A 16943-nucleotide genomic window follows, 5' to 3' on the forward strand; every position below is an offset into this window, starting at 1 on the left:
GTTGCATGGGCTTCCTTACGAGTAGAACGTGGGCGAAGGTCGCTGCCGGTTGAGCGCCCAGGCGCCGAGCTCCTGGACACGGTAGTCGAGGGGGTCGTGCAGGGACTGGGTGCGCAGGTTGCGCCAGTGCCGGTCGAGCCGCAGCGCGGCGTGGGTGGCGCGGGCGCCGGTGACTTCGAAGAGGCGGCTACAGAGCTCCAGGCCGACGCGGGTGGCAGCCACCTTGGCGGTGCCGATGGCGATGGCCAGCTCGGCGCGCTCCTCGGCGCCCAGGCGCTGCTCCTTGCGCCAGGCCGCGTCGAACTGCGCGGCGGCGCGCTCCACCAGCAGGCGCACGCCTTCCAGGCCGACCCAGAAGTCGCCGTAGTGGCGCAGCACGTACGGGTCCTCGGTGATGCTTTCGGCGCTGGAACGGAACCAGGGCCGCGCTTCCTTGAGGGTGTAGCCGCGGAACTCCTCGAAGGCGCCCTCGGCGATGCCGAGGAACACGTGGGCGAAGATCAGCTGCGCCAGCAGCGGGCGCAGGCAGGCGAAGGGCGTGCTCAGCGGGCCCGGGTCCAGCAGCAGCTCGGACTGCTCCACCCGCACCCGCTCGAAGGTCACGCTGCCACTGTCGGTCTGGCGCTGGCCCATGTTGTCCCAGTCGTCGTGCACGCCGATGCCGCTGCGCCCGCTGGGCAGCGCGGCGATCAGCAGCTTGCCGCCGGCGCCCTCGTCCACCGCCGAGGCGATCAGCATCTCCGAGTCGCTGGCGCCGGAACAGAAGCTCTTCTTGCCGGAGAACTCGCACCAGCCGTCGAACCACTTCACCTGGGTACGGGTGTCCAGCGGGTTCAGGGCATTGCCCCAGAACCAGTTCTTGCGTGCGGTCAACTCGAACCACGGCTGCCACTGCTCGGGGCGGGAGAACAGGCGCACGGTGGCCAGCATCAGGTGGTGGAAACCGAACACGTGGGCCACGGAACTGTCGGCCCGGGCGAACTCGCGGACCACCGCCAGGGTCAGCGACCAGTCCGCGCCATGGCCGCCGAAGGCGCCGGGAATGCTCAGGGCCAGCAGGCCGCTGCGGCGGATGGCGTCGCGCTCGGCCTTGGGCGTGCCGCCGCGCTCGTCGCGTTCGGCGGCGTTCTCGGCGAAGCCGGCGGCCAGCTGGCGGGCGATCTGCAGAGGATTGAGAATGCGGCTGGGCTGGTTGACGCTCACACGGTATCCCTCGTCGGTCGGGGCGGCCCTCACGCGGTCAGCGCCCCGGCAATGAACCTTCGGCCGCGGCCGCCATGGGCCCGACCGGCGAAATTGAACTGCACAGTGGAGCCGAGCAATAACCATTCCAGCGTCCACCGGGCGGTTTCCCCGGCCTGGCGCGGGCCGCTTGTTGTTATCTGAGCAACAACTGTTGATTCACTGTTGCGCTGGCCCCTCCGCCGATCGGCAACCCCTGGCGCAGCGCATCGCTACCGGCTACACCCGCTTATAGGGACGGCGCGCGACGCAGCCGCGCCGACGCGCGCAGGTCGGTTTCAGGATGCGCCGGGTCGCTTGGGTGCAAACCCCGGGCGACGGGGATGGCAAGCTTGCACGATGCCCCCGGACCGGTGCGTGAAGACGCCGGCCGGCGGCAGGGATGGCGACCGGATGGGCCACGCAGCCGTGACGTGGACGGTACGCCGCAGCCGAAGACACCGGACGGTCGCCGCCAGGGCGGGCCGGGCCGCGATGCCGAGGTACGCTGTATGCCTGATGAGACGCTTCACCTGCCGCTGATCCACGACGTGCTGGCGCGCGAGAAGGACGCCCCCGGCGCCCTGCTGCCGATCCTCCACGCCATCCAGGAAGGTTGCGGGTACATCCCCGACCTCGCCGTCGCGGAAATCGCCCATGCCCTCAACCTCAGCCAGGCCGAGGTGCGCGGGGTGATCAGCTTCTACCACGACTTCCGCACCACGCCGCCGGCGCGCCATACCCTGCGCCTGTGCCGCGCCGAATCCTGCCAGAGCATGGGCGCCGAGCGCCTGGCCGCGCAGTTGCGCGAACAGCTGGCACTGGACGACCACGGCACCAGCGCCGACGGGCGTATCAGCCTGCGGCCGGTGTACTGCCTGGGCGCCTGCGCCTGCTCGCCGGCCCTGGAGCTGGACGGCCGGCTGCACGCCCGGCTCACCGCCGAGCACCTGCGCGAGCTGGTGAGCGGCTGCCTGGAGGACGACCCATGCTGAGGCTCTGCGTCCCCCGCGACTCCGTGGCCCGCGCCGTGGGCGCGGAACAGGTGGCCGCCGCGCTGGCCCGCGAGGCCGAACGCCGGCAACTGCCGCTGGAGCTGCGCCGCACCAGCTCCCGCGGCCTGTACTGGCTGGAGCCGCTGGTCGAGCTGGAAGACGCCGACGGCCGCCGCCTGGGCTTCGGCCCGCTCGCCGAGCAGGACGTGCCCGGCCTGCTCGACGCCCTGGCCGCCGACCCCGCCGGCCACCCGCTGGCCCTGGGGCCGGTGGAGGACATCCCCTACCTGAAGAGCCAGCAGCGCCTGCTGTTCGCCCGCGCCGGCATCACCCGGCCGCTGTCCCTGGAGGACTACCGCGCCCAGGGCGGCTTCGCCGGCCTGGAACGGGCCATGGCGATGGACACCGCGGACGTGGTCGCCGCCGTGCTCGACTCCGGCCTGCGCGGCCGCGGCGGCGCGGCCTTCCCCGCCGGCATCAAGTGGCGCACCGTGCGCGAGGCGCCGGCCACGCCGAAATACGTGGTGTGCAACGCCGACGAGGGCGACTCCGGCACCTTCGCCGACCGCATGCTGATGGAGGGCGACCCCTTCCTGCTGGTCGAGGGCATGGCCATCGCCGGCCTCGCCGTGGGCGCCAGCCTGGGCTACATCTACGTGCGCTCGGAATACCCGGACGCCATCGCCACCCTCGACCAGGCCCTGGCCATCGCCCGCGCGGCCGGCTACCTGGGCGCCGACGTGCTCGGCAGCGGCCGCGCCTTCGACCTGCAGGTACGGGTGGGCGCCGGCGCCTACATCTGCGGCGAGGAAACCGCCCTGCTCGACTCCCTGGAAGGCAAGCGCGGCGTGGTCCGCGCCAAGCCGCCGCTGCCGGCCCTGCAGGGCCTGTTCGGCCAGCCGACGCTGGTGCACAACGTGCTCACCCTGGCCTCGGTGCCGGTGATCCTGGCCCGCGGCGCGCAGTTCTACCGCGACTTCGGCATGGGCCGTTCGCTGGGCACCATGCCCTTCCAGCTGGCCGGCAACGTGCGCCACGGCGGCCTGGTGGAACGCGCCTTCGGCCTGACCCTGCGCGAGCTGGTGGAAGGCTACGGCGGCGGCACCGCCAGCGGCCGGCCGCTGAAGGCGGCGCAGGTGGGCGGCCCGCTGGGCGCCTGGGTGCCGCCGGCGCAGTTCGACACGCCGCTGGACTACGAGGCCTTCGCCGCCATGGGCGCCATGCTCGGCCACGGCGGCGTGGTGGTGGCCGACGACAGCCTGGACATGGCGCGCATGGCCCGCTTCGCCCTGCAGTTCTGCGCCGAGGAATCCTGCGGCAAGTGCACGCCCTGCCGGCTCGGCTCCACCCGCGGCGTGGAGGTGGTGGACCGGCTGATCGCCGCCACCGACGCCAGCGCCCGCGAAGAGCAGGCGCGGCTGCTGACCGACCTCTGCGACACCATGCAATACGGCTCGCTCTGCGCCCTGGGCGGAATGACTTCCTACCCGGTGACCAGCGCCCTCAAGCACTTCCCCGCCGACTTCGGTCTGGCGACCACGGAGGCCGACCAGTGATCAACCTCTTCGACCCCTCCAGCGACATCGTCGACCTCGGCACCCCGCCCCGCGACAGCGAGGTGCAGGTCAGCCTGAGCATCGACGGCCGCGAGATCAGCGTGCCCGCCGGCACCTCGGTGATGCGCGCCGCGGCGCTGCTGGGCACCAGCATTCCCAAGCTCTGCGCCACCGACAGCCTGGAAGCCTTCGGCTCCTGCCGCATGTGCCTGGTGGAAATCGACGGCATGCGCGGCTACCCCGCCTCCTGCACCACGCCGGTGGCCGAGGGCATGGTGGTGCGCACGCAGACGCCGAAGCTGGCGACGCTGCGGCGCAACGTCATGGAGCTGTACATCTCCGACCACCCGCTGGACTGCCTGACCTGCCCGGCCAACGGCAACTGCGAGCTGCAGACGGTGGCCGGCCAGGTGGGCCTGCGCGAGGTGCGCTACGGCTACGCCGGGGCCAACCACCTGGACGAGGCCAAGGACGTCTCCAACCCCTACTTCGACTACGACCCGAGCAAGTGCATCGTCTGCAACCGCTGCGTACGCGCCTGCGAGGAAATCCAGGGCACCTTCGCCCTGACCATCGCCGGCCGCGGCTTCGACTCGCGGGTAGCGGCGGCCGGCGGCGACGACTTCCTCGACTCCGAGTGCGTGTCCTGCGGCGCCTGCGTGCAGGCCTGCCCCACCGCCACGCTGATGGAGAAGAGCGTGGTGCAGCTGGGCCAGCCGGAGCGCAGCGTCATCACCACCTGCGCCTACTGCGGCGTGGGCTGCTCCTTCCGCGCCGAACTCAAGGGCGAGCAACTGGTGCGCATGGTCCCGGACAGGAACGGCCAGGCCAACCACGGCCACGCCTGCGTCAAGGGCCGCTTCGCCTGGGGCTACGCCACCCACCCCGAGCGCATCACCAAGCCGATGATCCGCCAGCGCATCAGCGACCCCTGGCAGGAAGTCAGCTGGGAAGAAGCGCTCAATCACGCGGCCGGCGAATTCCGCCGCATCCAGCTCAAGTACGGACGCGACTCCATCGGCGGCATCACTTCCAGCCGCTGCACCAACGAAGAGACCTACCTGGTGCAGAAGCTGGTGCGCGCCGCCTTCGGCAACAACAACGTCGACACCTGCGCGCGCGTCTGCCACTCGCCCACCGGCTACGGCCTGAAGCAGACCCTGGGCGAGTCCGCCGGCACCCAGAGCTTCGACTCGGTGATGCAGGCCGACGTCATCCTGGTGATGGGCGCCAACCCCACCGACGCCCACCCGGTGTTCGGCTCCCAGCTCAAGCGCCGCCTGCGCCAGGGCGCGCGGCTGATCGTCATCGACCCGCGGCGCATCGACCTGGTGGACTCGCCCCACGCCCGCGCCGAGCTGCACCTGCAGCTGCGCCCGGGCACCAACGTGGCCATGCTCAACGCCCTGGCCCACGTCATCGTCACCGAGGGCCTGGTCGACCAGGCCTTCGTCGAGGCGCGCTGCGAGGCGGCGGACTTCGCCCACTGGCGCGACTTCGTCAGCCAGCCGCAGAACGCCCCCGAGGTGCTCGGCCCGGTGTGCGGCGTGCCCGCCGGGCAGATCCGCGCCGCCGCCCGGCTCTACGCCACCGGCGGCAACGCGGCCATCTACTACGGCCTGGGCGTCACCGAGCACAGCCAGGGCAGCACCGCGGTGATGGGCATCGCCAACCTCGCCATGGCCACCGGCAACATCGGCCGCGAGGGCGTGGGGGTGAACCCGCTGCGCGGCCAGAACAACGTCCAGGGCTCCTGCGACATGGGCTCCTTCCCCCACGAGCTGCCCGGCTACCGGCACATCTCCAACGCCCAGGTGCGCAGCCAGTTCGAGCAGGCCTGGAACGTGACCCTGCAGCCCGAGCCGGGCCTGCGCATCCCCAACATGTTCGAGGCGGCCCTGGACGGCAGCTTCAAGGCGCTGTACTGCCAGGGCGAGGACATCGCCCAGAGCGACCCCAACACCCAGCACGTCACCGCCGCCCTGTCGGCCATGGAATGCGTGGTGGTGCAGGACATCTTCCTCAACGAGACGGCCAAGTTCGCCCACGTGTTCCTGCCGGGCAGCTCCTTCCTCGAGAAGGACGGCACCTTCACCAACGCCGAGCGGCGCATCTCGCGGGTGCGCAAGGTGATGGAACCGCTGGGCGGCAAGGCCGACTGGGAAGCCACCATGGCGCTGTCCAACGCCCTGGGCTACCCGATGCACTACAGGCACCCGTCCGAGATCATGGACGAGATCGCCCGCCTGACGCCCACCTTCGCCCGCGTCAGCTACGCCGAGCTGGATCGCCACGGCAGCCTGCAGTGGCCGTGCAACGACGCCGCGCCCGACGGCACCCCGACCATGCACATCGAGCAGTTCGTGCGCGGCAAGGGGCGCTTCATGCTCACCGGCTACGTGCCCACCGACGAGAAGGTCAACAGCCGCTACCCGCTGCTGCTGACCACCGGGCGCATCCTCAGCCAGTACAACGTCGGCGCCCAGACGCGGCGTACCGGCAACGTCGCCTGGCACCCCGAGGACCGCCTGGAGATCCACCCCAGCGACGCCGAGGCCCGCGGCATCGCCGACGGCGACTGGGTCGGGGTGGGCAGCCGCTCCGGGCAGACGGTGCTGCACGCCAAGGTCAGCGAGCGGGTGGCGCCGGGAGTGGTGTACACCACCTTCCACTTCCCGGAATCCGGCGCCAACGTGATCACCACCGACAACTCCGACTGGGCCACCAACTGCCCGGAATACAAGGTCACCGCGGTGGAAGTGGTGCACGTCTACCAGCCCTCCGAATGGCAGAAGCGCTACCAGGCCTTCAGCGACGAACAACGCCGCCTGCTGCGCGAACGCCGCCACGCCGAGAAAGCCGAGGTGCGCCGATGAGCATCGACAACCTGGTCAAGATGGCCAACCAGATCGGCCAGTACTTCGCCAGCGAGCCGGACCGCGAATTGGCCGTGAGCGGCGTGCGCCAGCACCTGCGCAGCTTCTGGACGCCGGCCATGCGCCGCGAGCTGGCGGCCTGGCTGGCGCAGCACCCCGACGCCGACCTGCACCCGCTGGTGCAGCAGGCGCTGGCGGAGCCGGTGGAGAGCGCCTAGCGGCACGCCGGGGCCGGCCAGGCTATGATGCCGGCCCCGACCGCCGGCGCGCCGGGCCGGCGGTCGCGCGAAACGCCCCGGTCCGGCCGGCGGTCCAACGCCAGGCCACTCACCGACTGCGGGATTTGCGAACATGAGCGACCCTCTCCACGGCAGCTGCCTCTGCGGCCACATCCGCTACCAGCTGTCGACGCCGCCCAAGGCGGTCTCGCACTGCCATTGCAGGCAGTGCCGCAAGGGCCATGGCGCCGCCTTCGCCACCTACGGCAGCGTGCCGCGCAGCGCCCTGAGCCTGCAGGGCGCCGAGCAGCTGAAGACCTTCCATTCCTCGCCCACGGTCAGCCGCCAGTTCTGCGGCCAGTGCGGCGCCACGCTGTTCTGGTCGGACAGCCAGGGCGACTACCCGGACTGGATCGCGGTGGCCCTGGGCACCCTGGACAGCGACTTCCGGCCGTCCAGCCAGAAGCACATCTACACCGCCTCCAAGGCGCCCTGGTACGACATCGACGACCGCTGGCCGCAGGAGCCCTGAGCGACGCGTTAATCACCCAGGCGCCGGGCGCCCACCAGCAGCAGCATCGGCCGCTCCAGCTCCTCGGCCAGCGCGGGCTGCGCCGCCAGCTGCTCCGCGCTGGGCGCGAACTCGTGCACCTCGCCAATGGCGAAGCCGTTGCCGATCAGCGTGTTGAGGGTGGTGGCCAGGGTGCGGTGGTACTTCAGCACGCCCTTGGCGAACCAGTCGGTGCGGCGCTCGCCCTCCAGCGCGTACTGGTTCACCGGCCAGGTCTTGCGGCCGCCCTGGTCCGCCAGCCAGCCGGGGTGCGCGGCGGCCATGTAGATCGGGTGCTCGATGCTGAACACCAGCCCGCCGCCCGGCACCAGGGCCCGCTGGAGCATGCGCACCAGGCGCGGGAAGTCGCGCAGGTAGTGGAAGGTCAGCGAGCTGTAGGCCAGCTCGAAGGCGGCCGTCGGCAGCTCCAGGGTCTCAAGGTCGGCCCGGCGATACTCGATGGCCGCGTCCGGCGTGTCGGCGCGGGCGCGCTCGATCATCCTCGCCGACAGGTCGATGCCCAGCACCGAGGCCGCGCCCTGCTCGCGCATCCAGCGCGCGGCCCAGCCGAAGCCGCAGCCCAGGTCCAGCACCCGCGCCCCGGCCAGCGCCGGCAGCATGGCGCGCAGTTGCGGCCACTCCGGCGCGCCGTCCAGGCCATGCACCTGGCGCGGCAGCTGGGTGTAGCCGGCGAAGAAATCGGGGTTGTCGTAGATGTTCTGCGCCATTGCGGGCTCCTTCTGGCAGGCAGACAACGATCACAGAATCCAACGTGGGCGCCAAGGCTGGCCTAATCTCCAATGCGCAGCAGCCCACCAAGTCCGGAACCGAACCACATGGCTGAACCGACGGAAACCTGGGTAGACCGGATCATCAGAGAAATGGACGCCCTGGTCCGTGGGCTCCGGCAGCGCCCCATACTGATTGTTTCGGCCTTGCTGGTGCTGCTGGTCTACGGGATATACCGGGCATGCCAGGAATACGCCGGGCTGTCCCAGTGGCTGAATGCGCACTGCGAGAGCGTTCGCCCCGGGACCGTTGGCTGGATATACGTGGGGACACGCATCGACGACCACTGGAACAAGAGCGCCGCCGACGGTCCCGAGCCGGAACTGACACTGAAGCTGACCGCACTCCCCGTCTCGGGCAGCACCTATGACACCTCCTATGCATTGAACCTCCGGGATGCCTTGCCGATGCAACAGGCTGCCGGTACCCGTCCCGACATGCCTGCCAGCCTGGGTGTATTGCAGGAGAATTCGAAAGTGAAGGTCGACAAGGTTTCACAGATAAGCATCACCGACAGCGAAAAACGTGTCTGGATCTGGGCGCACGTGACGGTGGTAGAAGCCCGGCATAATGATTCACTGTTGCTCCGGCTATGGAGCTGCCTGAATTGAACCCTGGCAACGAGCCAACGGCGGCGCATTCGTCCGAGCCCCGGTAACTGTCCCCCGGTAGCCGGTATGCCCTGCCAGCCGCTCGCCAGATTCGCCGTGCCCGCTCACCGTGGGCCGGGCATCGGCCTGCGCCGCGAAGGCGGCGCAGGCAGGCTTCAGCGCAGGGTGTAGCCGTTGTCGACGACCAGGTCCTGGCCGTGGATGCCGCGGGCCCGCTCCGAGAGCATGAAGAGGACCGCATCGGCGACCGCCTCCGCCTCCAGGAAACGGCCATCCAGCAGGCGCCCGTTGACGGTGGCGGCAACCTTGCCCAGGGCCTCGTCGTCCAGCCCCAGGGTGCCCCAGATCGGCGTCGCCGTGGGCCCGGGGGACACGATGTTGACACGGATGCCCTCGGCCGCCAGCTCCACCGCCAGGGTGCGGGCCCGGGCCTTGAGCGCGGACTTCGAGGCGATGTAGGCCGCCAGCCCCGGGAAGGTGACCTGGGACAGGAAGGTGCCGATGAACACCACCGAAGATGGCCGCGCCATCTGCCCGCGCAGGGCGGCCAGGGTGTTCAGCGCGCCGGCGCCGTTCACCGCCCACTGCCGCTGGAACGCCGCCTCGTCCAGGCCGTCGGCCAGTTGCGCGATGCCGGCGTTGGGCAGCAGGTAGTCCACCGGCCCCAGTTCCCGGGCCAGGTCCGCCAGGCATTGGAGATCATCGGCGCGGGTGACGTCGCCGCTCAGCCAGCACAGATGGCCGCCGGCCTCGTCGAGTTCGGCCGGTGGCACCTCGCGCCGGGCCATGGCCACTACCCTGGTGCCTTCGCGCAACAGCCGCCGGGCCACGGCCAGGCCGATGCCCGAACCGGCACCGGTGATCACCGCCAGGGGGGACCTGGAATCATTGCTTGGCATGTACATACTCCTGATGGTCTTCAGTGGGATGCGCCTGGCGCGTGGCGTTCCACACACCGGCGCCAGGAGCCGTCAACAACTTCCATGCCATGAATAAATCGTTTTATTATCAATACCTTGAAATAAACAGGAGTCATCATGACTCGCCGCAAAGCGAGTGCTTTCGACTGCACACGAGGTACTTCGGACTGCGTGCCGGCCCGGGCGCCCAAACCTTTTCGCCCCATCCCATCGGCATTCCGCAAGATGGCGGCAGAAAGCTATCCTTCAGATAATTCGTAAGGATTCTGCGACGTCTCCACCCCATGGAACGTCCGCCGACCGAATGCTCCGGGGCCTGCAGCGCCCCTCGGCAAGGGAGCCGCCGATCTCACCCCTTTCATCACCGGGAGCCGGTATGCCTTGCCAGCCCTTCACCAGGTTCGTCGCGTCCGCTCGCCGCTGGCTGGGCATCGGCCTGCTCGCGCTGGCAACCGCCGCCGGTGCTGACGAACACGCGCCGCTGCGGGTGATGACCGACTACTGGCCGCCCTTCCGCATCGAGGGCGCCGACGGCCGCATCAGCGGCCTGGACATGGACCTGCTGGCCGAGCTGGAAAGGCGCACCGGCCTGCGCTTCGAGGTGCACCGCGCGCCCTGGGCCCGCGGCCTGGCCGCCCTGCAGAGCGGCGCGGCGGACCTGATGACCGGCCTTGCGCGCACCCCGGAGCGCGAGCACTACATCGACTACCTGCCCCTGCCCTACTACTCCTGCGCGCCGCGCCTGTATGCCTCGCCACAGCTGGCGCCGGCCATCGCCCGCTACGACGACCTGCTCGGCCCCACCATCGGCTACGTGCTGGAATCCGCCTACTTCGAACCCTTCGACTCCGACAAGCGCCTGAAGAAGTTCGGCGTGAACAACGAGACGCAGCTGCTGCAGATGCTCGCCCTCGGTCGCCTGCAACTGGTGATAGGCACCGACTGCCAGGTGGACTACGAACTGCGCGACCCGCAGCTGGCCCGGCAGATCGTGCGCACCCGCTTCCAGCCGGACAGCCGCACCGACCTCTACCTCGGCTTCTCCCACCAGCGCCCGCTGACGGCCGAGCGCCAACTGATCGAAGGCGCCCTGCGGCAGCTGCTCGACGAAGGCTGGGTGCAGCGGGCGGCCGGGCGCTACCAGGCGGCGAGCGGGAACTAGCGTTCCGGCCGAAGCCCTGGCGCGCCGGGCGGTTAAATGGGCGGATAGATTTGCGGAATGCTTATAATGGCGGGTTATTCATTTTATTTTTTGCCGTGGTAAACCCGCATGGAAATCAAGGTCAATTTTCTCGATAACCTTCGGCTCGAAGCCAGGTTCGACGACTTCACGGTGATAGCCGACCAGCCGATCCGCTACAAGGGCGACGGCTCCGCGCCGGGTCCGTTCGACTACTTCCTGGCTTCGTCGGCGCTGTGCGCGGCTTACTTCGTGAAACTCTACTGCCAGACGCGCAACATCCCCACCGACAACATCCGCCTGTCGCAGAACAACATCGTCGACCCGGAGAACCGCTACAAGCAGATCTTCAAGATCCAGGTGGAGCTGCCGGCGGACATCTCGGAAAAGGACCGCCAGGGCATCCTGCGCTCCATCGACCGCTGCACGGTGAAGAAGGTGGTGCAGACCGGGCCCGAGTTCGTCATCGAGGAAGTGGAGAACCTCGACGCCGATGCCCAGGCGCTGCTGATGCCCAGCGCCGACGCGGGCGCGCGCACCTGCATCCCGGGCAAGGACCTGCCGCTGGAGCAGACCATCGCCAACATGTCAGGCATCCTCGCCGGCCTGGGCATGAAGATCGAGATCGCCTCGTGGCGCAACATCGTGCCCAACGTCTGGTCGCTGCACATCCGCGACGCGCAGTCGCCGATGTGCTTCACCAACGGCAAGGGCGCGACCAAGGAAAGCGCGCTGGCATCGGCCCTGGGCGAGTTCATCGAGCGCCTGAACTGCAACTTCTTCTACAACGACCAGTTCTGGGGCGAGGAGATCGCCAACGCGCCCTTCGTGCACTACCCCGACGAACGCTGGTTCAAGCCCGGCCACAAGGACGCGCTGCCGGCGGAAATCCTCGATGCGCACTGCCTGGCCATCTACGACCCCGAGGGCGAGCTGCGCGGCTCGCACCTGTACGACACCAACTCCGGCAACGTGCGGCGCGGCATCTGCTCGCTGCCGTTCGTGCGCCAGTCCGACGGCAAGGTGGTGTACTTCCCGTCCAACCTGATCGAGAACCTCTACCTCAGCAACGGCATGAGCGCCGGCAACACCCTGGCCGAAGCGCAGGTGCAGTGCCTGTCGGAAATCTTCGAGCGCGCGGTGAAGCGCGAAATCCTCGAGAACGAACTGGCGCTGCCGGACGTGCCACAGGAGGTGCTGGCGAAGTACCCGGGCATCCTGGCCGGCATCCGCGGCCTGGAGGAACAGGGCTTCCCGGTGCTGGTCAAGGATGCGTCCCTGGGCGGCCGGTTCCCGGTGATGTGCGTGACCTTGATGAACCCGCGCACCGGCGGCGTGTTCGCCTCGTTCGGCGCCCACCCCAGCCTGGAGGTGGCGCTGGAGCGCAGCCTGACCGAGCTGCTCCAGGGCCGCAGCTTCGAAGGCCTGAACGACCTGCCGCAGCCCACCTTCGAAAGCCAGGCGCTGACCGAGCCGAACAACTTCGTCGAGCACTTCATCGACTCCAGCGGCGTGGTGTCGTGGCGCTTCTTCAGCGCCCGGGCCGACTTCGCGTTCGTCGAATGGGACTTCTCCGGCCAGGGCAAGGAGTCCAACGCCGAGGAAGCCGCCACCCTGTTCGGCATCCTCGAAGACCTGGGCAAGGAAGTGTACATGGCAGTGTACGAGCACCTGGGGGCGACGGCCTGCCGTATCCTGGTGCCGGGCTACTCGGAGATCTACCCGGTGGAGGACCTGGTCTGGGACAACACCAACAAGGCGCTGGCGTTCCGCGAGGACATCCTCGACCTGCACCGCCTGGACGACGCCCGCCTCGAGGCGCTGCTCGAGCGCCTGGAAGACTGCGAGGTGGACGACTACACCGACATCACCACCCTGATCGGCATCGAGTTCGACGACAACACGGTCTGGGGCCAGTTGACCCTCCTCGAGCTGAAGCTGCTGATCCACCTCGCCCTGCAGCGCTTCGAAGACGCCAAGGAGCTGGTGGAGGCCTTCCTCCAGTACAACGACAACACGGTCGAGCGCGGCCTGTTCTACCAGGCCCTGAACGTGGTGCTGGAGGTGGTGCTGGACGACGAACTGGAAATCGCCGACTACGAGGCCAACTTCCGCCGCATGTTCGGCGACGAGAGGATGGACGCGGCGCTGGGCTCGGTGGACGGCAGCGTGCGCTTCCACGGCCTGACGCCGACCAGCATGAAGCTGGAGGGCCTCGACAGGCACCTGCGGCTGATCGACAGCTACCGGAAGCTTCACGCGGCGCGGGCCAGGCTGCAGCCCGTGGCGGATGCTGGCGCGAACGGCCCCGGCAGCGGCCTCAAGCCGCGGCGCCTGGCGATCCGCAAGCCAAATGCGGCGCGGGGCCGGCCGGCGGGTTGATTCGGCCGGGCGTGGGTTGGCCCGCGGGTTCAATCGCGGACGGAGCCCAACGGGGGATATGCCATGACTACCGACAACCTGTAGGAGCGGGCCCTGCCCGCGATTCGCGCGCAGGGCGCGCTCCTACATGGGCACGGTGTGGTGGGGCAGCGTAGGAGCGGATCTCATCCGCGAATCGCGCCGGGCCATCCGGTTATCGCGGACAAGGTCCGCTCCTACAGTTCCAGGAAGCACCGTCGTAGGAGCGGACTCCGTCCGCGATGATCCGTCGCCGGAAACGGCGGATGGATTTCCCCGCCGAAGCCGCCCTACGTAGGGCGCAGGGCCGGGGCGGTCAATACCTCCGATGGCCAGAATCGCCTGGCACCGAACATTGACCGAGGTCAATCCTTCCTCGGCCGACGCCGTTAGATTCCACAACATCTTGTTGTCTTGAAAATTCAAAACACATCATGTTGTGGAATCCAGCCAAATGACCCAGCCACGGAATGCCCCGTTTCCCGGCCGCCTGCGCAAGCGCAACGGCGCCGCCGTCCCCTTCGACCCGAGCAAGATCGAACGCGCCATCGCCGCCGCCGGCGAGGCCAGCGGCGAGTTCGCCGCGCCCCATGCGCAGGAACTGACGCGCCGCGTGCTGGCGCGCCTGCCGATGCAGGGCGACCTGGACGTGGAGCAGGTGCAGGACCTGGTCGAGCGCAGCCTGATGGAGGCCGGGCACTACCCCACCGCGCGGGCCTACATCGTCTACCGCGAACGCCACGGCCGCCTGCGCCGCGAGCGCAAGACGCTGGTGGACGTCGCCGCCTCGATGAACGAATACCTCTCGCGGGAAGACTGGCGGGTGCGCGCCAACGCCAACCAGGGCTACTCCCTGGGCGGGCTGATCCTCAACGTATCCGGCAAGGTCACCGCCAACTACTGGCTGGACGAGGTGTACGACGAAGCCATCGCCGCCGCCCACCGCGAGGCCGACCTGCACATCCACGACCTCGACATGCTGGCCGGCTACTGCGCCGGCTGGTCGCTGCGCACGCTGCTCAACGAGGGCCTCAACGGCGTGCCGGGGCGGGTCGAGGCCGGGCCGCCGAAGCACCTGTCCAGCGCCCTCGGGCAGATGGTGAATTTCCTCGGCACCCTGCAGAACGAGTGGGCCGGCGCCCAGGCGTTCAGCTCCTTCGACACCTACCTCGCCCCCTACGTGCGCAAGGACCGGCTGGGCTACGACGCGGTGCGCCAGGCCATCCAGGAGTTCATCTACAACCTCAACGTGCCGTCGCGCTGGGGCACCCAGACGCCCTTCACCAACCTGACCTTCGACTGGGTCTGCCCGGAAGACCTGCGCGAGCAGGTCCCCTACGTCGGCGGCGAGGAAATGCCCTTCGCCTATGGCGAGCTGCAGGCGGAGATGGACCTGATCAACCGCGCCTACATCGAGGTGATGCAGGCCGGCGACGCCCATGGCCGGGTGTTCACCTTCCCCATCCCCACCTACAACATCACCCACGACTTCCCCTGGGACAGCGACAACGCCACGCGCCTGTTCGAGATGACCGCGCGCTACGGCCTGCCGTACTTCCAGAACTTCCTCAACTCGGACATGCAGCCCAACCAGGTGCGCTCCATGTGCTGCCGCCTGCAGCTGGACGTGCGCGAGCTGCTCAAGCGAGGCAACGGCCTGTTCGGCTCGGCGGAACAGACCGGCTCGCTGGGCGTGGTGACGCTCAACTGCGCGCGCCTGGGCCATCGTCACCGCGGCGACCTGGCAGGGCTCTACCTCCAGCTGGACTACCTGCTGGCCCTGGCCTTCGACAGCCTGGAGGTGAAGCGCAAGGTCATCCAGCAGCACATGGACGCCGGCCTCTACCCCTACACCAAGCGCTACCTGGGCACCCTGCGCAACCACTTCTCCACCATCGGCGTGAACGGCCTGCACGAGATGGTGCGCAACTTCACCGACGACCGCGAGGGCCTGCACACCGAGGCCGGCCGGCAGATGGCGCTGGCGTTGCTGGACCACGTGCGGGCGCGGCTGGTGGGCTTCCAGGAAGACAGCGGCCACCTCTACAACCTGGAGGCGACGCCCGCCGAGGGCACCACCTACCGCTTCGCCCGCGAGGACCGCAAGCGCCATCCGGACATCCTCCAGGCCGGCACGCCGGAAGCGCCCTACTACACCAACTCCTCGCAGCTGCCGGTGGGCCTCACCGACGACCCCTTCGAGGCGCTGGAACTGCAGGACGCCCTGCAATGCAAATACACCGGCGGCACCGTGCTGCACCTGTACATGGCCGAGCGCATCTCCAGCGCCGAGGCCTGCAAGACCCTGGTGCGCAGCGCCCTCGGGCGCTTCCGCCTGCCCTACCTCACCGTCACGCCGACCTTCTCCATCTGCCCGGTGCACGGCTACCTCGCCGGCGAACACGAGTTCTGCCCCAGGTGCGACGACGCCCTGCTGCAACGCGCCGCCAGTTGCTGCGGCAGCTGCGGCGGCTGAGCCGGCAACACTCCGCTTCACCAACCGCAAGAAAGGAGCACTACCGATGAAAGCGAGCCAACTGCCCGAAAACCAGCGCCAGCGCTGCGAAGTCTGGACCCGCGTGATGGGCTACCACCGCCCGGTGTCGGCGTTCAACGCCGGCAAGCAGTCCGAGCACCGCGAGCGCTGCCACTTCCGCGAGACGCGATGAGCGCTACGCTCAGGGTCGGGGGCCTGGTGCCCCTGACCACCCTCGACTACCCCGGCCTGCTGGCCTGCGTGCTGTTCTGCCAGGGCTGCGCCTGGCGTTGCCGCTACTGCCACAACCCGCAGCTGATCCCGGCTCGCGGCGAGGCGCGGCTCCCCTGGGAAGACATCCTCGCCTTCCTCCGCCGGCGCCAGGGCCTGCTGCAGGCCGCGGTGTTCAGCGGCGGCGAAGCGACGCTGCAGGCCGCGCTGCCCGGGGCCATGGCCGCCGTCCGCGAACTGGGCTTTCGCGTTGGCCTGCACAGCGCCGGCATCCAGCCGCGCGCCTTCGCCCGGGCGCTGCCTCACACGGACTGGGTGGGGTTCGACGTGAAGGCGCTGGCCGAGGACATGGACGCCATCACCGGCGTGCCCCGCAGCGGCCGCGCCAACTGGCGCAGCCTGGAACTGCTGCTGGAAAGCGGCGTGGACCACGAATGCCGGACCACGGTGCATTGGCAACTGTTCGACCTGGCGCGCCTCCGGCGTCTGGCTCGGCGCCTTCGCGGGATGGGCGTGGAAAGCTTCGTGGTGCAACTGGCCCGCAGCGGGCGCCAGCTCGATCCGCGACTCATCGCAACGCCTGCCCCTCAGGGCGCAGCGGCATTGTGGGGCGAGCTGGAAGCGCTGTTCCCGAGATTCGAATTGCGGGATGCCTAGCGAGTTCCTGCTCGCTAAGGGTGTTCGCCGGTTGCCGAAAATCGCGGACGGAGTCCGCTCCTACGGCTATCCCCATCCACGCCATTCCCCTGTAGGAGCGCGCCCTGCGCGCGAATCGCGGGCAGGGCCCGCTCCTACAGGGAGACTCGGCGCAAGAGGCCAAACGGTAGGAGCGGATTCATCCGCGATCCGGGGAAAAGCCCGAGCGCCGAGGTAGATGACGAAGCCATATCATGAGTAAAACTTGATTTCATCGCAAATAA

The 16943-nt window shown here is 69.0% G+C and carries 14 protein-coding genes; 11 read left to right on the plus strand and 3 right to left on the minus strand.

Features of this window, described 5'->3' with window-relative positions; all coding sequences use genetic code 11:
• Positions 1–15: 15 nt before the first annotated feature.
• Positions 16–1203: an acyl-CoA dehydrogenase family protein gene (locus tag DK254_RS30985; RefSeq protein ID WP_177412123.1), complete on the minus strand. Its 1188-nt coding sequence runs from the start codon at positions 1201–1203 to the stop codon at positions 16–18.
• Positions 1204–1733: 530 nt separating this feature from the next.
• Here DK254_RS30985 and DK254_RS30990 point away from each other — a divergent pair.
• The 5 genes from DK254_RS30990 (at position 1734) to DK254_RS31010 (ending at position 7398) form a co-directional block, all read left to right on the plus strand.
• A complete protein-coding gene (locus DK254_RS30990) occupies positions 1734–2216 on the plus strand; it encodes a formate dehydrogenase subunit gamma (RefSeq protein WP_109936895.1) in 483 nt (160 codons plus the stop codon).
• Entirely contained in the window at positions 2210–3772 is a 1563-nt protein-coding gene (locus DK254_RS30995) for an NADH-quinone oxidoreductase subunit NuoF (protein ID WP_109936896.1), read from the plus strand. The genes DK254_RS30990 and DK254_RS30995 overlap by 7 nt, the downstream gene beginning before the upstream one ends.
• Positions 3769–6648, plus strand: a complete 2880-nt coding sequence (gene fdhF / locus DK254_RS31000; RefSeq protein WP_109936897.1) for a formate dehydrogenase subunit alpha — start codon at positions 3769–3771, stop codon at positions 6646–6648. The genes DK254_RS30995 and fdhF overlap by 4 nt, the downstream gene beginning before the upstream one ends.
• Positions 6645–6866, plus strand: a complete 222-nt coding sequence (locus tag DK254_RS31005; protein ID WP_109936898.1) for a formate dehydrogenase subunit delta — start codon at positions 6645–6647, stop codon at positions 6864–6866. The genes fdhF and DK254_RS31005 overlap by 4 nt, the downstream gene beginning before the upstream one ends.
• Before the next feature lie 133 nt (positions 6867–6999).
• The gene (locus DK254_RS31010; RefSeq protein WP_109936899.1) at positions 7000–7398 is read left to right on the plus strand and encodes a GFA family protein; all 399 of its coding nucleotides are present in this window, start codon (positions 7000–7002) and stop codon (positions 7396–7398) included.
• 8 nt (positions 7399–7406) lie between these two features.
• Here the strand turns inward: DK254_RS31010 and DK254_RS31015 are convergent, their stop codons facing one another.
• Positions 7407–8144, minus strand: a complete 738-nt coding sequence (locus DK254_RS31015) for a bifunctional 2-polyprenyl-6-hydroxyphenol methylase/3-demethylubiquinol 3-O-methyltransferase UbiG (RefSeq protein WP_109936900.1) — start codon at positions 8142–8144, stop codon at positions 7407–7409.
• A gap of 108 nt (positions 8145–8252) precedes the next feature.
• Between DK254_RS31015 and DK254_RS31020 the strand changes: the two genes are divergently transcribed.
• Positions 8253–8816, plus strand: coding sequence for a hypothetical protein (locus DK254_RS31020; protein WP_109936901.1), 564 nt, complete (start codon positions 8253–8255; stop codon positions 8814–8816).
• Between the two features lie 155 nt (positions 8817–8971).
• Here the strand turns inward: DK254_RS31020 and DK254_RS31025 are convergent, their stop codons facing one another.
• Entirely contained in the window at positions 8972–9715 is a 744-nt protein-coding gene (locus DK254_RS31025; RefSeq protein WP_109936902.1) for an SDR family NAD(P)-dependent oxidoreductase, read from the minus strand.
• Positions 9716–10112: 397 nt separating this feature from the next.
• Between DK254_RS31025 and DK254_RS31030 the strand changes: the two genes are divergently transcribed.
• The 5 genes from DK254_RS31030 to DK254_RS31050 all read left to right on the plus strand — a co-directional run bounded on the left by DK254_RS31030 (position 10113) and on the right by DK254_RS31050 (position 16680).
• Complete coding sequence (locus DK254_RS31030; RefSeq protein WP_109936903.1) at positions 10113–10898, plus strand: ABC transporter substrate-binding protein; 786 nt, start codon at positions 10113–10115, stop codon at positions 10896–10898.
• Between the two features lie 108 nt (positions 10899–11006).
• Positions 11007–13298 carry an OsmC domain/YcaO domain-containing protein gene (locus DK254_RS31035; protein WP_109936904.1) on the plus strand — a complete coding sequence of 764 codons (2292 nt, stop codon included), beginning with the start codon at positions 11007–11009 and terminating at the stop codon, positions 13296–13298.
• 472 nt (positions 13299–13770) lie between these two features.
• Complete coding sequence (locus DK254_RS31040; RefSeq protein ID WP_109936905.1) at positions 13771–15792, plus strand: ribonucleoside triphosphate reductase; 2022 nt, start codon at positions 13771–13773, stop codon at positions 15790–15792.
• A gap of 46 nt (positions 15793–15838) precedes the next feature.
• Positions 15839–15985, plus strand: coding sequence for an anaerobic ribonucleoside-triphosphate reductase (gene nrdD / locus DK254_RS31045; RefSeq protein WP_109936906.1), 147 nt, complete (start codon positions 15839–15841; stop codon positions 15983–15985).
• A complete protein-coding gene (locus tag DK254_RS31050) occupies positions 15982–16680 on the plus strand; it encodes an anaerobic ribonucleoside-triphosphate reductase activating protein (protein WP_109936907.1) in 699 nt (232 codons plus the stop codon). The genes nrdD and DK254_RS31050 overlap by 4 nt, the downstream gene beginning before the upstream one ends.
• Positions 16681–16943 lie beyond the last annotated feature (263 nt).

The organism is Pseudomonas sp. RW407 (assembly GCF_003176655.1).
GTDB lineage: Bacteria > Pseudomonadota > Gammaproteobacteria > Pseudomonadales > Pseudomonadaceae > Pseudomonas > Pseudomonas delhiensis.

Coding starts and splice junctions, on each gene's coding strand:
- DK254_RS30990 (WP_109936895.1), top strand. CDS start 1,734: ATGCCTGATGAGACGCTTCACCTGCCGCTGATCCACGACGTGCTGGCG.
- DK254_RS30995 (WP_109936896.1), top strand. CDS start 2,210: ATGCTGAGGCTCTGCGTCCCCCGCGACTCCGTGGCCCGCGCCGTGGGC.
- DK254_RS31005 (WP_109936898.1), top strand. CDS start 6,645: ATGAGCATCGACAACCTGGTCAAGATGGCCAACCAGATCGGCCAGTAC.
- DK254_RS31010 (WP_109936899.1), top strand. CDS start 7,000: ATGAGCGACCCTCTCCACGGCAGCTGCCTCTGCGGCCACATCCGCTAC.
- DK254_RS31015 (WP_109936900.1), bottom strand. CDS start 8,144: ATGGCGCAGAACATCTACGACAACCCCGATTTCTTCGCCGGCTACACC.
- DK254_RS31020 (WP_109936901.1), top strand. CDS start 8,253: ATGGCTGAACCGACGGAAACCTGGGTAGACCGGATCATCAGAGAAATG.
- DK254_RS31025 (WP_109936902.1), bottom strand. CDS start 9,715: ATGCCAAGCAATGATTCCAGGTCCCCCCTGGCGGTGATCACCGGTGCC.
- DK254_RS31030 (WP_109936903.1), top strand. CDS start 10,113: ATGCCTTGCCAGCCCTTCACCAGGTTCGTCGCGTCCGCTCGCCGCTGG.
- DK254_RS31035 (WP_109936904.1), top strand. CDS start 11,007: ATGGAAATCAAGGTCAATTTTCTCGATAACCTTCGGCTCGAAGCCAGG.
- DK254_RS31040 (WP_109936905.1), top strand. CDS start 13,771: ATGACCCAGCCACGGAATGCCCCGTTTCCCGGCCGCCTGCGCAAGCGC.
- nrdD (WP_109936906.1), top strand. CDS start 15,839: ATGAAAGCGAGCCAACTGCCCGAAAACCAGCGCCAGCGCTGCGAAGTC.
- DK254_RS31050 (WP_109936907.1), top strand. CDS start 15,982: ATGAGCGCTACGCTCAGGGTCGGGGGCCTGGTGCCCCTGACCACCCTC.